Below are 15,759 nucleotides of genomic sequence, written 5' to 3'. Positions count from 1 at the left end.
TTGTAGCATGGAAGAGTTATTATAACGTAACACCCAAAAGTCATAACTAGTTATAGCTAAAAGCTATAACGGGAATTAGCTACGAATTATGGAACAATTTCAAACACAGTACCTTGGTTGAAATCAGTTACTTTCATAGAGCTGTAAACCCCTAAATATAGTCTGGTTTGATCTAAATTCGACCCCAAACTAACAAAATAAGCGGATTGAGATCCAAAATTATAATCGGTTTCAATAACACTAAAATCATTTAGTTTACAATCCGCTCTTACCCTAGCATAAGCTAAAACTCCTTTAACCCGAGACCCATCTCCTTCATTCCGGGCAAGGTCGGTAAACAAAACGCTTCCCGTTAAATGGGGGATTTGATTCCCTATATATGACTGGACACCTGTAAGTGCAGTTCCTCCAAATTTATCAGGTCTGGGATCTTTATGATAATAACTTGTTAAAGGCTGAATTCGCCTCACAGAAGTTTTTATGGCTTCATCGTAATAAGCAATTGTCTTCTCATCCAAAGTCGGATTTGCAGAGCAGCCCCTTATAAACGAAGTAGGAAAAGCTCCTTCCCACCCTCGCCAGCCAAAGTTAATAAATCCTTCTTGATCAAGTTCAGAATTCATCATAGAAGCTTGAATAAGCTGAGTAACCGGTATGGGTTTATAATGAACGAATGAAAAAATCGATTCTACCAAATCCTGACCAACATTTCCCACATATTTGATATACGAATTATAATACCTTTGAAATGAAATGCCTGGGATATTGCGAACCCCTTTGGCAATGACCGTAAGGGTTTCCTGAATAGGTGCGGGAAGTTCATTAAAACGTGTGACTACAGGTGGATCATGGATAAATGTATGCTTAGCTACATCAATTTCTATGATTTTACCGGCTATCTCCATATCGTCCTGGCTTAAATTAAAGGGATCATACCCTGATCCTCCATCTCCGGTTGTTAGAATAAGCTTTCCTGTTTCGGGTGAAAAGTTTAAGCTATTAACACCGTTATGATTAAAAAATGGTCTTCTTAAGTGAAGTAGTGTCCGCCGTTTGCGAGGTTGGCCATTCGATTGTAAAATCCATTCTTCAACGGTATCAATATGATCATATTGAGTTTCTCTATTTACCCACCTTAAGTTTAAAGTTCTGGGATCACACGGATTAGGCTTAAAATGTTCAGAAAGAGCACCTGGACCCTGCGTTCCCGCTACTGAATAATGAAGATAAAACAGACCGTTATAATAAAACTCGGGATGAAACGCCAGCCCGACCAATCCCCGTTCATCATATCCACCACGAGAAACGCCCGGTTCAGAAGTACCTAGCTTGATGACTAGGGGGCGAATATCCAAAAAGGTCCTTATATCTCCATTGCCTATGTAAAAGATCTCTCCTACCTGGGTTGCAATAAACAATCGTTCAACTGAATCACCCGGAAGTATAGCTGTTTTCATAACAGTGGGTAAATTGATCTTACTTACAATGGGCCGTAAACTCACCTTCACTTTTATCAACTAACATCACGCTCCTTCCCCTTAATTATTATTTTTGCACGGCTTTTTTTAATCTCGCTAATAGCCGCAGACTAATTTCCGTCCATATCCCGCTATAAAGCAAGCTAAAAAGAAAGACATACACGCTGATGTCCATCTGAAAGTTTATTGAAACCGTCGGTCCGAGTATTGGAAAGCGAAAGGCATATACCACTAGCGCAATACCCATCCATAACGCGACTGCGGAAAATAATATAACCTGAATCCGATTTTTGAAATGTGTCATGCCGATGCCCAATGCTAATCCAAGTAATCCTGTAGTAAATGGAAAGACGATTAATTCGCTTGGTTGGATAAGAAGCAATAACAAGCAGCTAAGTGCATAGGCAGTAAGGCCCGAGCGTAACGAAATGAGCGCCGATAATACAATTGGGGCAGTAGAAAATGGGCTGATCAAGTATCCCGGTCCTGGCAAATAGCCTCCCGCCGATTGGAGTAATGCAGTAAGGGCGCTGAAAAACGCAATGATAATGAGTGTCTTAGTTTGGGTTGCACCAACCCGGGGTAATATTTTTTCGTTCTCCATTTGTGGTAACGGTTTTGTCCAATAATTTAGGAGAAGTTTACGCATTGTTATGAAGCCTCCCTCCTGCCTTTATATTGGGTACAGAAGAATAAATGGAAGCAAGATTGCCAGAATCAAAACGATGATGTCGTGTTTAGCTATTTTCAGTTGAACATAACCCGTTCGCTCGCATCCCGGCTGATAACATCTGGACTCCATGGCCTCTGACAATCGTTCTGCCCGCCTTAAAATCATGAGGAGTACAGGTATTAAAAGTAAAAACATATCTTTCCCTCTCCTCGCTATATTCCATCTGCCGTTACGCAATCCACGGACTCTCTGTGCCTGCATGATTCGCATGGTATCCTCCAAAAGCAGCGGCATATAAATAACGGCTACAGTGAACATAAACACAAACGTTTCCGTATTGATCCCTAAGCGGCGTACAGGGGATAATAATTTACGAAGTCCCTCTATTTGTTTTTCAGGCGGCGTTGTGGATAACATCAATGTGATCATCAGGAAAAAAGAAAGCACTTTTAACGTCACTAGAGCTGCGGCTTCTATCCCATTTAGACTGGCTTGAATACTACCCAATATGAATAGGACGACAATAATACCTCGAAGATTCCTCCATACCATAAGAAGATGAAACCCGGAAAGCAGATAGGAGGATATGACGATAACCATACCTATCCAACTCGTTATTAAGGAGTTGGATGAAACAAGGGTTACCAAATAACTGATAGCAAAACCATATTTTGAACGGGGGTCCAGCCGGTGAAGTAAGGAATCGCCTGCTACATACTGCAAGGAGGAAAATGCGCCAAGGTTACTCATTGTCCATCTCCGAGATACGTAGAATTCGTTCAGATACGTAGTTGAGGAGCTTGTTTTCCTGTACGATCTCTGAATCAATTAATTCTGGGAAAATGACTTCAAGTTCTTTACGTAGACGCAGTAGCGGGGTTGGAAATAAAGGAATGCCAGGATGATCAAGCACGCTATGAATTGCAGTTGTTTTCAAGTCATGGACTAATTCTCCGTGATGTAAAAGGATCAAACGATCTGCATGCTCCAATGCATCCTGAAGATCATGAGTAATGTAGACTATGGATATTCGGCGTGTTCGTTTAAGAAAGGTCAGTACAGCATGAAACTTCATACGGGCTGACGGATCAAGTCCAACTGTCGGTTCGTCCAATATAAGAATATTTGGCTCTTTGATTAGTGCCCCTGCCAATGCAGCAAGTCTTTGTTCTCCGCCGCTAAGCTGAAAAGGGGATCGATCCTTATACCGTTCAAAGTCCAGCCCTACTAGTTCCATGGTTTCCTTCACTTTGGCCATGATTTCATGATCGCTATACTTCATCCTGCGAAGGCCAAAGCCGATATCCAGAAATACCGTTTCTTCAAACAACTGGTGCTCCGGGAATTGGGATACATAAGCGATTTTGTTCCATAATTGAGAACGGCTTTTGCGGTTGTTGATCGGGATATTATCCACGTACACTGTACCCTTATCCGGCTTCAACAAACCCGCACTAAGCTGTCCTAACGTGGATTTTCCAGACCCGGATGAACCCATGATCGCCATAAATTGTCCGTCAGGGATGGACATAGTTATACACTTCACCGCTCTATGCTCCATAGGCGTCCCTTTGGCATGCGTATAGCTTACATCGCAGAAATATATTCCCATATGGATTTAGCCAATTCCTTTTCCGATTTGCAGCCGCCTGACAGCTCTATTCCTCTCCTATAAAGCGATTCCTTGAAGCGTACAACAAAAGGCGGCAGCGTATGAGCATCTTGGAGAATCTCAGGCTGCTTCATTAGGGTGGGGACATCTCCCTCAAAAGTAAGTCTACCTTGATTCAACACCAGTATCCGATCTGCCTTTAATATGTCTTCTGGATGATGAGTCACATGGATCACGGTGAATCCCTTGTGATGAAGATCAGACATTAGGCTGTGCAGATGGATGGTACTTTGTGGATCCAACATGGAGGTGGCTTCATCGAAAACGATGATTTTGGGGTGCATGGCAAGTATGCCCGCAATCGCAACCAACTGCTTCTGCCCTCCGGATAAGGTTCGAACAGGGCGGTTTCGAAACTCCTCCAGTTGCAGTAGTTTCATCATACGATCTACTCTCGAAATGATCTCATCCCTCTGGAGCATCAGATTTTGCAAACCGAATGCAATATCTTCTTCAACAGTTACTCCCACAATCTGTTCATCAGGGTTTTGAAAAATAACCCCAACACACTTGCGAATCTTAAGAAGATTCGCCATTTCGATATTTTCACCAAGGACATTCACTTTTCCTAAACTTGGTTTCAACAATCCGTTCATTAATTTAATTAAAGTCGATTTCCCCGAACCGTTTCCTCCCACGATGGATACCCATTCACCCAGCGCAATGCTAAATTTAATATCCTTGATGATCCATTCACTTTGCTCTGTATATCGAAATGAAACGTTCTCGAAGAGAACAGCTGGTGATTTGGAGGAATCGGTCATATCGTTACCCCATTTCCAAAGCTTCAATATACAATATTTGATCAGCCATTTCGGCCATTTCCTACACTAAAAAAGAGAACATATATACATTCACCATTTATATGATCAAAGGCCTGTTTGTTATGTTACATAGTCAACCAATAGTGGAATTCAAGATCAAAAAGAGCACCCTATAGGTGCCCTCTACCTTAACCTTCTATATATTGCGCATTTAAATGCTCAACCACTTCTAACATTTTCTGAAAAATAATCTCATGCGATACGGCTACATACAGGTCTCCCTCATAATATCGGAATGGAATTGTCGCCTCTCCTAGCCGCCAAAGAAAGAAATCTCCCGGAATCTTCATTGTCGCATCAGCTGACCGAAAGGAATACTCCTGTGCATATACAAAATCTGTTTGAGTTGCAAAGTAGCTTTTACATTCATCAAGAGACATGACTTGATCCGGGTGATTGCCGTCCGCATTTCTCGTAATTCGATACCTCGTATTCATCCCGTACCCCCACCATCTTTATTACGTTATCTTTATTTCACCGATGTGTTTTCCCCGCGTGCGAGGAGCAAGCAGCTATCCATCTTGTTCCGTAATGCATGCGAGTTGATCCGCAAGAGCCATCGCGGCGGAATAGCCGGAGCTCCAGGCCCATTGCAGGTTGTAGCCACCGCAATCCCCATCCACATCCATCACCTCGCCGGCGAAGTAGAGCCCAGGCACGAGCTTCGATTCTAGCGTTCCTTCTTTTAAGTCTATCGTGTCGATTCCCCCGGCTGTCGTTTGGGCGTTCGGGAAACCATTGGTATCGGTCACGATGAAATCCCAATGCTTCATAAGGCGGCACAAGGCTTTTCTGGTTTTCCACGATAGATCCTGACACAGCATATTCTGGTCCTGATCGTCGATTCCCGCCTCCTTCAAGAGAACGGGGATCAGCTTCTTGTTCAAAATGCCGATCAGGGAAGCAGCCACCGTCCGGTGTCCGAACATTCCCCAATGCGTATCGAAAAAATCAACAACCTCTTCCTCTGTCCGGTCTGGCATCAAGTCCAGCGATAAGGTTACCATTTCTCCCCTTGCAAGTTGATATGCAGCCTTTCGGCTTAACTGGAGAATCGGCGGGCCGGAAGCGCCATAATTCGTAAACAGCACCTCTCCATATTCACTGCGGATAACTTCACCATTTACAAGAATATGCCCCCATCCCTCGAATTTAACTCCGGAAAGCTCCTTCAGATAGGGGCTATCCAGCTTCAATTGAACAATCCCGGGTACAGGATCGATCAGGGTATGTCCCAGTCGTTGAGCAAGTGTGTAACCAGAGCCATCCGTTCCTGTCTTTGGAGCGGTTAGACCGCCCGTACAGAGGAAGAGATAATCGCTGGTATATGTGATCTTTCCCTCTGCCTCCGTCTCGCACTGAATCGTAAATCGCGGATGTCCCTCCGACACGGTAACGTCCAATACTTTGGTTTTGAAGTATATCGGAACATTCCGATCCTCCAGCGCAATCCGGAAAACTTCTAACACCGATGCAGCCTGCAGCGACATCGGATACATTCGGCCATTCTCTATCGCGGTCAGCGGGAGGCCGAGTGTGTTAAAGAAGTCGACAGTTTGCCGAACGCCGAATTGCTGCAGCACAGGCAGCGGAAATTCCGCTTGATTGCTGTGATATTTGGTGAATAAATTGGCCGCTTCGTCTGTACCCGTCGCCGTGGATTGGTTCGTAATGTTACAGCGCCCATTGCCGGTCGTTAGTACCTTCTTGCCGACCCGGTCGTTGCTTTCAATAATCGCAGTATCAATCCCCCGGTCACGCGCAGTAACGGCGGCCATAAGACCTGAAGCGCCTGCACCGATAATGAACAGCTTGTGGTGCATTGTAGATTTCGATTTATACATATGTGTTGAATTCATTCCTTTTTCTAATGGCTTTAACTAAAAATGTGTTTCCCTAACGCCATCGCGGCCACATAACCGGAGCTCCAGGCCCATTGCAGGTTGTACCCCCCCAAGTCGCCGTCGACGTCCATCACCTCGCCGGTTAAATAAAGCCCCGGCACGAGCTTCGATTCCAGCGTATCCGCGACGAGTTCTTTCGTAGCGATGCCGCCGGCTGTCGCTTGCGCGTGCTCGAAGCTTTGGGTTTCAGTCACCTTAAAGTCCCAACTCTTCAATAGCTTATAAAAGATCTTTTTCGTTTTCCACGAGAGATCCTGGCAAAGCAGGTTCGGCTCTTGATCGATTTTCGCTTCCTTCAGCAGGACGGAGACCAGCTTCTTGTGTAAGAAACCAACGAAGGATTCCGCGACCGTTCGGTGCGCGAACGTTCCCCAGTTCATCTCCAGAAACTCGATAACCTCTTCCTCCGTGCGGTTCGGCATCAAATCGATGGATACCGTCACAGAATCTCCTCTCGCGAGATGAACGGCTGCCTTCCGCCCGAGCTGCAGAATCGCTGGGCCAGAGAAGCCGTAATCGGTGAAATGAATTTCGCCGGTTTCGCTGCGGGCGACCTTGCCGTTCACGAGAATATCGGCTCGTCCTTGGAGTTTGATGCCGGATAGCGCCTTCTGATATGGATATTTCACCTTCAATTGCACGAGGGCCGGAACAGGCTTGACCAAGGAGTGTCCCATTCGCTGGGCCAGTGTATACCCGGACCCGTCCGTCCCCGCATTCTGGCCGGTAAGACCGCCCGTACACAGAAACAGATATTCGCTAGTATAAACAACCTGCTCCCCTGTTTCCGTTCGGCATGTAATCATAAATCGTGGATGATCTGCCGATACGGTAACATCCACCACTTTGTTGTTAAGGTATACCGGAATGTTCCGCTCCTCTAGAGCAAGTTCGAAAATATCCACCACAGATGCAGCCTGCAGCGACATCGGGTACATGAAGCCCTCTTTCAATTTTGTAAGCGGCAGCCCGAGCACCTGAAAGAAGTCAATCGTTTGACGAATGCCGAATTGCTGCAGCACAGGCAACGTAAATTTAGCCTGACTGCCGTGATACATTCGTGATAAGGCCACCGTTTCGTCGGCCGTATCCGTCGTAGTAGAATCGTTCGTAATATTGCATCGACCGTCGCCTGTCATTGTAATTTTTTTCCCAATTCGGTCGTTGCCCTCCAGAATGGCAGTATCAATACCTAAATCCCGCGCAGTAACGGCGGCCATGAGTCCTGATGCGCCTGCGCCGATAATAATCAATTTGTGGTGCAAGAAAGCCTGATCATCGTGCATGGTTGGTCAATGCACCCCTTGTCCAATGGATTTATATATAGGAAATGTGAAATGTGATTTTCCGAAAAAAACTGTGCTTTTTCTAATTATAACATAGGAGTATGCACCGCATAATCCCGGTATAACGTCCCATTACAGTAATACCCTAAATATAGCAAAAACACCATCCTCATTGCGGATGGTGTTCATGATGGTGGAGGCGAGGGAAGTCGAAACCCTGTCCGAAGGCAACGCCACACAGGCGAGCTTCGCATGGGTGTAGTCACAGTTTTAATGTCGGTAAAACAAACGCCTGCTACGATTCCTGTAGCGACTTTAGTGGTAGAAACGACAATTCTCTACCTTTGCTCAAGTATCGTTTTTTACATATTGGTGTCTGTATTTAGCTCTAAAAATGCGCCAACAAAGCTTGATAAGATTAGGAGCCGAATGTGCATTTTCGGCAAGATAAGAGAACGCAGTACGGTTTCCTCGCTTCGTATTACAATCGCTACATGAAGCAAGCAGATTGTATGGAAGATCCGAGCCGCCTTTGCTTGAGGGGATAATATGGTCCACTGTCGTGGCGGGACGTCCGCACCACAAACAAGTGTGATGATCCCGTTTTAGCGCAACTTTTCGATAGTCACGAAACGAGAACGGGTTATAAAGTAATTGGATCGTCTCCTCATCAATCCAGACGGCACGAGAACGCTCGACTTCCCGCCAAGCTCGATGAGGCAAACATGGTGTTAGTTCTTGACCATCCATATTGAGTACCGTTATCATTGTTCCCTCATTATGACTATGATTCATCTATTTCACTCCAACTGTACGAAATGCTTTGACTTATTATAAACAAAAACACCGTCCTCATGCGGATGGTGTTCATGGTGTGGAGCATCGCTACTCATCACTTTTTAAAATACATTCGATAATATGAAGTGGTATAAGCGTATCTCCTTTTGTATCACACGTAATGGTTATGACCATCTCTCTCGACGGTATCACACAAATATATTGTCCTCCCATACCCATGGCAAAGTAAAACCTTTCATCCTCAGAAGTAGCTGAAGACCACCAATGTCGGCAATAGTGACCAAAATGTTTATAGGTTAGAAAAACAGGCTGCGTTGTTAGTTCAACCCAGTCGCCATTAATTAACTGCTTCCCGTCCCACCTGCCATTGTTCAGAAACAATTGACCCATTTTATGCATGTCTTGAATGGTAAGATGAATCCCAAAGCCACCTATATTAATACCTTGCGGGTCCTTATGCCAAATATAATCACTAAATTTGAGTTTGGAAAATAAGTTGTCATTCGCAAATTCCTGAGCATTTGTTCCTGTCGTTTTTTGGAGTATCGCCATTAATAAATGGCTGCATCCCGAGTTATAATTCATATGCTCGCCTGGAGCATGCGCTAATGGTCTTTCCAAAACATAATTCACCCAATTTGAGCTGTGAATCATCTGCGGCCAGCCGCCCCATTCTCCCATCTCTGGCCAATTAAAGCCTGCACTCATTGTAAGGAGATGATCAATTGTAATAGTACTCTTTCTATGATCAGAATCTTTAACTAGTATCGGAAAGTATTCAACAATCGGCGTTGAGAGACTTGAAATAAGTCCCTTATCATAAGCAATGCCAATTAACGATGAGGCTATGCTTTTTGTGCATGAATTAATTTTATGCATATTGCTTTGTTGCTTTTTATTTTTAAAGTATTCAAATATAAAGTTATTGTTTCTACTGATTAAGCAACTATGTATTTTCTCTTTTCTGAATACATCTGTTAAGTTTTGTTTCTTGTCTTTCCACAAAATATTCAATTAAGATCTCCCACTTTCAACACTACTTAATCCCAATTTTATAAATTGGTTCCTCATGAAAAGCTTTTTCAACTTCCCCCTGATGGTTTACATCCTTATTTCTTATGTAAATAAATGGCATATGTATTATTATGTATGACAGATAGATAAATTTCCTCGCAGTTTTTCAAATTACATTATACTAGAACTATAATTTATTGCTCGTCAATTCAATCCTTATTTTACCACAATGGGGGGGGATGATTGGTCGATTTTATTTTTACTGAACAACAAAAGAGATGGCAGCTTTGCCATCCCTATGTCATAAACTTTGCATTTCATTCAGTACAAAACGGCAACCGGAAATCCTTACAAAAATATATGGTGTTCGTTTTTAATGGTATTGGTGAAGGCCAAACTAAAAGACATGAATCCGGTAAAGTACCGAACTCATGCCCAACTAGTCGCCTGAATCAGACTTACTTCAGTCATACCTTCACCTTGTAAATCGCTTCAACTCCTCCCCCCCCGATCCTATCTCAATACCCTCGCGAAAATTGCGTGCTTTCCTTGAGACGGGCGATATCGTGGCCTGTTGGATTTTGGAAGGCGCGAAGCCCAAATGTCGGGGCAACCGCAAAAATGTGGTCAAAGATATCCGCCTGAATCGATTCATACACTCCCCAGTTGGTATCATTGCTGAAAGCGTAGATTTCCAATGGCAGTCCGTTATCTCCCGGTGCTAGCTGTCTGACAATCAGCGTCATTTCCTGGTGAATTTTCGGATGGTTCCGCAGATATTGATGGATGTATTCTCTGAACACCCCCACATTCGTAAGCTGTCTACCGTTCACTTTGCTTTCCGTATTAATCTGGTGTTCTAAATTATATGCTTTGATTTCATCTAATCTTGTCGTGACATAATCGGAAAGAAGGTGAATCTTCTGGAATTCCTCTATCATTTCCTGGGTACAAAAGCTTATGCTGCTCGTATCGATATGAAAGCTTCGCTTAATCCTTCGGCCACCGGATACCTGCATGCCTCTCCAATTCTTGAACGAGTCCGAAATAAGGGCGTAGCTCGGAATCATCGTGATCGTCTTATCAAAATTCCTAACCTTTACCGTGTTTAACGTAATGTCGATCACGTCGCCGTCCGCATTATATTTAGGCATTTCAATCCAATCACCGACACGCACCATATCATTCGACGATAATTGAACGCCTGCCACCAGGCCCAATATCGAATCCTTGAAAATTAGCATTAGAACAGCCGATAAAGCACCAAGCCCACTGAGAATGATCAAAGGATTTTGACCAATTAGATTCGAGATCACCACAATGCCGCCAATGATGAATAGGACGATTTTCGCCACCTGAATGTATCCCTTAATCGGTCTGATCTTGGAGACTTCAAACGAACGATATATCGCATCAAAAGCATTGAGCAGCGCATTAAGCACCGCGATGGTTACAATAATCATGTACGTTAATGCAGCCTTTTCAATCAAAGCCTGATAGGGCGGAAAGGTGGACGCAGAATAATAGATGATGATGGCTGGCACGAGATGCGACAGCTTATGGAACACTTTTTTCTCCAAAATGACATTATCCCACGTATACCGATTGTTATGGACAATATGAATAATCGTCTTCAACACGATTTTTTTGGCTATGAAATTGGCTAGTATAGAGACCACTGCTATAAAAACGACCATGATCATATTCGAAAGATATCCAATCATCTGTTCGCTCATGCCATATCCGTCTAGTTGGTTCTTGATAAATTCCATTGTCTCCTCCTAAGGCAGTTCAGATTAACCTATAATTATAAGTTAGATTTTAGCGCTAAGCAAAGTCCAAGATAAAGACATTACGGGGACGAAAATAATTTCCTCAGTCTTAGGAGCTAAGTTCAATGAATTGTAATGCAATAGAGTGCAAAAACACCATCCTTATGCGGATGGTGTACTATTATACGCCTTAAAGGAACTAAAACCGATCACAGCATCAGACGAATTTTGGTCACCTACATTTTCTACCTGAAGAAAAACCTTTATGCTTTTTACATTAGTTCAGCGATCAGTTCGCTGTTTTTCATCTAATTCCAAATATTCGATCGATCTTTTCCCTATCATAATCTAAAATCCAATCATTAAATTCGTTATACAATTTCATTAAATCCTCCGTGCGGGCAGCAACTATGTCCAATCCACGGTCATCATACATATGAAACACGATTTTCTTCTTAGGGTGTATAAAGTAAATCCGGTCCGAAATATATTTTCCCATACTCGGAAAATCAACATGGCCAATGGCTTTCAATATGCCTTTGTAATCTACTTTCTTTACACAACATAACAGACTATAACTTTTGGAATATCCCGTTAACTGGTGAGTATCTTCATCGTAGTCTGCTTTTTCTTCGAAACAAGTAACATGTTTGGCGATCTCCGTATCAACATATTTTGCAAATACATTAACCCCGTCAGAATTAATGGTTTCATAGGGTGGCTGTGGTTCATATGTCCCTCTAACAATGTACAATTCGTCACTTTCCGAAAAAACTGACTCAAATAAAGTCTCAGAGCGTTTTTTAACTGTTTCAAAATACGAGGGGTGCTCTACTCCCCTATATGGGACACCCAACTCAAAGCGAATTCCTATAACTGAGTTATAAAATAGTGGCGGTTCTAATGATATTCCATGTAAATTTGATCGCAAATAATCCTGAAAATCTGCGCTCATTTCATCACCTTTATCACTAATTGTTTCACTATCGTTTCCCGTTAGTTGAATCATCTTTTAACAAGATATGATTAAAAACGTTGGTTATTTCGGCATAACCCACTACTCTTGAACCTTCTTGAATAGATATCGTTTTCCCTACCCACAAGCATCTAGGATAAGATTCTGGAGAAATAAAAGTAATCGTACCCAAAACAGTGTCGCCCATTTGAACGATTTCTTTATCGTAATAATGATGGGTACCCGTTGTTAGATAGTCATCTCTAACGCGATGATTAGGACGATATCCAGATAATACTGATCTCGTTCTGCCGCCTTCTTCTTCTTTCAAGAAGGTTATTTTAGCCTCTACATCCGCTAGGTCGTCCATCTATTCCTCACTCCTTACGTAGATGAAAATTCCCATACATTTTAACACAAAAGCACTTAAGACTACTGCCCGATAGCTCAACTTTACGGTATGCTAAAACCCATATTGCTTAAAAGTCATATGGATAGACGGTTTCAGACAGATTTCAATCCAACGTCTGTCTGGACTTGAATACTCCGGAGCATACTGAGCCGTCGGTCCGGTGAGTGAGAGCCACCCATTATTTAGAGTGGCTCTGCAGTTTAGAAATATTGAACTATCTACCCGTTAGCGCAACAAGCGGCTGCCGGAGAACTTCAGCTACCTATTCGGACGAAGCTAATTTTCGATAACCCTTTACTTTATCTGAGCCTCCTGCCTTTAATTAGGTGCTTAAGTTGCGATAGTGATATAATCATATCAGGAAAATTAAGAAAGAGGGTGAATCCTTTGGCTATCCATTTTGGTGTAACACTCGATCTGCTCCACGCAAAGTCTTAAGGGCAAACAGACCCTGAACCTTGTGTGGAGCTAATAGATTGGCATCCTGAGTTAGGTCTGTTGGTCCAGAGACTTTGCATCCTATATGAAATTAACTCATAAAGGAGAGCGGGTTTCGATGACAAGCATGACAAACTTCGCATTAAAGCAATATCGTAAAGAGCAAGACTATAGCTATACCCTTGGCGCATACGCCACTATTGAAATGATTCAGGCACGACCGGAGAACGTAAAAGTCGTTTATATCCATTCTGCTTATCGGGATCGCAGTCTACTTGAAACCCTCTGCCAGACGCAGCATATTCCAGTTGTCCAGCAGGATAAGGCTTTTGCCAAGATCGACCGGAAAGAAAATTGCTTCGTGTTCGGGGTGTTTTCCAAATATTCAGATAGACTTGCTTCCGATAAACCTCATATTCTCCTCGTCCATCCTGGAGATATGGGCAATCTCGGCACCATTATCCGGATAACCGCAGGTTTGGGATTTGGCAATCTCGGGATCGTTACTCCCGGAGCAGATCATTTTCACCCCAAAACCATCCGCGCCTCTATGGGAGCATTATTCCGGATTCAATGTTGTTCCTTTCCCAGCTTCGAGTCATATCGCAGCCAGTTCGGTCGGCACGACCTGTTTTCTTTCATGCTTCGTGCTGCAACCACACTGACACCCGAGACCTGTCCCGTAACGGAGCTGTTTACCCTTGTTTTCGGAAATGAAGCTTCAGGTCTTGACGAAGAAATATTTAGCCATGTGGGTACCGGCTTGAAAATAGCGCAAACCCCAGACGTGGATTCCCTGAATCTATCCATTGCCGCGGGTATCGGCGCCTATTTGTTCGCGTCAAAAAACAAGCTCATCTGACTAACATTCTCTCGTATATACGGTTCTGAAGCTTCATCGGAGGGCGGAAGCCCTCTTCTTTACTTTCCAAATCTCCCTTCATCAAACCGGGCCGATCCCAATCCCGTTACATCAGAGCATGTGCTTAATCTGTAAATTGGAATTGCATATAGTTTTTCTTGGAGGATAGCAATGAAAATAGAAGTTGGAGAATCTTTGTTACTATCATGGCTTCGGCACATTAAAGAATGTCAAATTGTGCAAACGAACTGGAAAGCCTCAAACAAGTGGCAGCTTAGTATAATAAATGGTGAAGAATACTTTCGAGTGGTATAAGGTGCCAGCGAATAATGATCGTCCATATTTATTAAATTGGATGGCATTAAATATGTATTAATGTTTTAAGGTTGGAAGATGGTGTGCCATTGTATAAGGTTTATTCCTTCATTTGATGCAGAGGGGTGCAGGTTTCTTTAAAGCGATGGAACTCTCAAAAAAAACCGCAAGCCTTGGGGAGAACTCCCTTACGCTTGCGGTTTCTTTCGTACTAGTGGAAACTTCGGCTATCTTAAATTAATAGTCGCATTGTCCTTATCTTTTGCCAGCTTTAGGATCAAACCATCTTCTGATTCAGCTACTGTGTCAGGAACTTCCATTACAACAAATCCGGTTTTTGAAGATAACGGCTTAATACTTTCATTGCTAAGGTCTTTATCTATCATCGTAACCGTATAATCATATTCATATTTGTCGTTAAATATTGCCTTCATTTCAACTCCGCCAAGCATTGACGTAAAGTTGTCTGCTTCCGTTCCCTCATTGGTAACCGTATAATTCAAAACTAAAAACTTATTACCTTCGTCTGCACTAGAAGAAAAGTATTCGTCACTGACTTTTTGATTGAATTCAAAGGAGTCCAGCACAACTTCCCAATCACCCAAGTTGAACTTATCCCCTACTTTGTAAACAACCTCTTTCGATTCTTCAGGCTCCTCAGCCGGTTCTGCTGTAACAGCGTCATCTTTCTGCTCATTATTTGCGTTCTCTGCAGAGCCTTGATCCTTTACAGAAGTATTAGCATTCTGCGTTCCTGTTGATGTCGCAGTACCTCCACATGCGGCAACCATTAATAACAGTGCCAAAAGTAAAATTCCCAAACTAGTTTTTCTCAAAACTCTCTCCCCCTTTTCTACATTTTACCACATATTTCGAGTTTTTCGGTTCCAAAGTTTCACTTTTTTCAACATTTTCTCTTCCTTTCGTCCCGAATCGTTAGTCACTGCCTTAATGTAATTTTGCCAACCATTGGGGAGAGTATGTCACATCTCGTCCAAGGGACCATAAGTATCCTTTAGATGCAAAAAAGCGACCAATCATGGTCGCTTTTTCTCATGCTAATTATGGAGGCGAGGGGAGTCGAACCCCTGTCCGAAGGCAACGCCACATAAGCTTCTACGGGTGTAGTGACAGTTTTGATGTCACCCTAGAGACTCCCGTATAATTGTCGGACACCGTTTATCTCCAAATAATATCTGTCGGAACGGATCTCAAATGCCTCTCCCAATCCTCAATAAAACCCATTCTATTAAGTTGACAGACGTGTTTATATCGGTCGATTAATGCACTCAATTTAATGATCCATGGATTCCAGGTAGAATATTCCCGAACCAAATACTTCAAAGTAAAAATAAC

At 43.1% G+C, this 15,759-nt stretch carries 16 protein-coding genes and 1 other RNA gene; 2 read left to right on the top strand and 15 right to left on the bottom strand.

Annotated features, from left to right (window positions below; translation table 11 throughout):
- Window positions 1-86: 86 nt before the first annotated feature.
- The 10 genes from G358_RS0119055 to G358_RS0119010 form a co-directional block, all read right to left on the bottom strand.
- Window positions 87-1,517, bottom strand: a complete 1,431-nt coding sequence (locus G358_RS0119055; RefSeq protein WP_019638848.1) for a PQQ-dependent sugar dehydrogenase — start codon at window positions 1,515-1,517, stop codon at window positions 87-89.
- Between the two features lie 28 nt (window positions 1,518-1,545).
- Window positions 1,546-2,127 (bottom strand): hypothetical protein, encoded by a 582-nt coding sequence (locus G358_RS0119050; RefSeq protein WP_019638847.1) that lies wholly within the window; start codon window positions 2,125-2,127, stop codon window positions 1,546-1,548.
- Between the two features lie 24 nt (window positions 2,128-2,151).
- Window positions 2,152-2,901, bottom strand: a complete 750-nt coding sequence (locus G358_RS0119045) for an energy-coupling factor transporter transmembrane component T family protein (RefSeq protein ID WP_019638846.1) — start codon at window positions 2,899-2,901, stop codon at window positions 2,152-2,154.
- Window positions 2,894-3,697, bottom strand: coding sequence for an ATP-binding cassette domain-containing protein (locus G358_RS0119040; protein WP_169447446.1), 804 nt, complete (start codon window positions 3,695-3,697; stop codon window positions 2,894-2,896). The genes G358_RS0119045 and G358_RS0119040 overlap by 8 nt, the downstream gene beginning before the upstream one ends.
- A 41-nt stretch (window positions 3,698-3,738) precedes the next feature.
- A complete protein-coding gene (locus G358_RS0119035; protein ID WP_019638844.1) occupies window positions 3,739-4,587 on the bottom strand; it encodes an ATP-binding cassette domain-containing protein in 849 nt (282 codons plus the stop codon).
- A gap of 188 nt (window positions 4,588-4,775) precedes the next feature.
- The gene (locus tag G358_RS0119030; RefSeq protein WP_019638843.1) at window positions 4,776-5,084 is read right to left on the bottom strand and encodes a hypothetical protein; all 309 of its coding nucleotides are present in this window, start codon (window positions 5,082-5,084) and stop codon (window positions 4,776-4,778) included.
- Window positions 5,085-5,159: 75 nt separating this feature from the next.
- A complete protein-coding gene (locus G358_RS0119025) occupies window positions 5,160-6,491 on the bottom strand; it encodes a BaiN/RdsA family NAD(P)/FAD-dependent oxidoreductase (RefSeq protein ID WP_019638842.1) in 1,332 nt (443 codons plus the stop codon).
- 32 nt (window positions 6,492-6,523) lie between these two features.
- Window positions 6,524-7,837 (bottom strand): BaiN/RdsA family NAD(P)/FAD-dependent oxidoreductase, encoded by a 1,314-nt coding sequence (locus G358_RS0119020; RefSeq protein ID WP_019638841.1) that lies wholly within the window; start codon window positions 7,835-7,837, stop codon window positions 6,524-6,526.
- 348 nt (window positions 7,838-8,185) lie between these two features.
- A complete protein-coding gene (locus tag G358_RS32495) occupies window positions 8,186-8,587 on the bottom strand; it encodes an HNH endonuclease (protein ID WP_240480070.1) in 402 nt (133 codons plus the stop codon).
- Between the two features lie 135 nt (window positions 8,588-8,722).
- Window positions 8,723-9,649: a serine hydrolase domain-containing protein gene (locus tag G358_RS0119010; RefSeq protein WP_019638840.1), complete on the bottom strand. Its 927-nt coding sequence runs from the start codon at window positions 9,647-9,649 to the stop codon at window positions 8,723-8,725.
- Between the two features lie 243 nt (window positions 9,650-9,892).
- Here G358_RS0119010 and G358_RS33175 point away from each other — a divergent pair, with 243 nt between their 5' ends.
- Window positions 9,893-10,135, top strand: coding sequence for a hypothetical protein (locus tag G358_RS33175; RefSeq protein ID WP_157274425.1), 243 nt, complete (start codon window positions 9,893-9,895; stop codon window positions 10,133-10,135).
- A gap of 32 nt (window positions 10,136-10,167) precedes the next feature.
- Here G358_RS33175 and G358_RS0119005 read toward each other — a convergent pair whose 3' ends face one another.
- The 3 genes from G358_RS0119005 to G358_RS0118995 all read right to left on the bottom strand — a co-directional run bounded on the left by G358_RS0119005 (window position 10,168) and on the right by G358_RS0118995 (window position 12,746).
- Complete coding sequence (locus G358_RS0119005) at window positions 10,168-11,421, bottom strand: mechanosensitive ion channel family protein (protein ID WP_019638839.1); 1,254 nt, start codon at window positions 11,419-11,421, stop codon at window positions 10,168-10,170.
- Window positions 11,422-11,725: 304 nt separating this feature from the next.
- Complete coding sequence (locus tag G358_RS0119000; RefSeq protein ID WP_019638838.1) at window positions 11,726-12,376, bottom strand: DUF3885 domain-containing protein; 651 nt, start codon at window positions 12,374-12,376, stop codon at window positions 11,726-11,728.
- Between the two features lie 28 nt (window positions 12,377-12,404).
- Window positions 12,405-12,746 (bottom strand): hypothetical protein, encoded by a 342-nt coding sequence (locus G358_RS0118995; protein ID WP_019638837.1) that lies wholly within the window; start codon window positions 12,744-12,746, stop codon window positions 12,405-12,407.
- Window positions 12,747-13,344: 598 nt separating this feature from the next.
- On the opposite strand from G358_RS0118995, the gene G358_RS0118990 reads away from it, so the two are divergent.
- Window positions 13,345-14,088, top strand: a complete 744-nt coding sequence (locus G358_RS0118990) for a TrmH family RNA methyltransferase (RefSeq protein WP_019638836.1) — start codon at window positions 13,345-13,347, stop codon at window positions 14,086-14,088.
- A 542-nt stretch (window positions 14,089-14,630) separates the two neighbouring features.
- On the opposite strand, the gene G358_RS0118980 is transcribed toward G358_RS0118990, so the two are convergent.
- Both G358_RS0118980 and ssrA read right to left on the bottom strand, forming a co-directional pair.
- Window positions 14,631-15,239: a DUF4352 domain-containing protein gene (locus G358_RS0118980; RefSeq protein WP_019638834.1), complete on the bottom strand. Its 609-nt coding sequence runs from the start codon at window positions 15,237-15,239 to the stop codon at window positions 14,631-14,633.
- Between the two features lie 226 nt (window positions 15,240-15,465).
- Window positions 15,466-15,759: a transfer-messenger RNA gene (gene ssrA, locus G358_RS32490) on the bottom strand; the annotation flags it as partial.

The organism is Paenibacillus fonticola DSM 21315 (assembly GCF_000381905.1).
GTDB lineage: Bacteria > Bacillota > Bacilli > Paenibacillales > Paenibacillaceae > Fontibacillus > Fontibacillus fonticola.
This window is presented reverse-complemented; position numbering and strand designations above follow the sequence as displayed.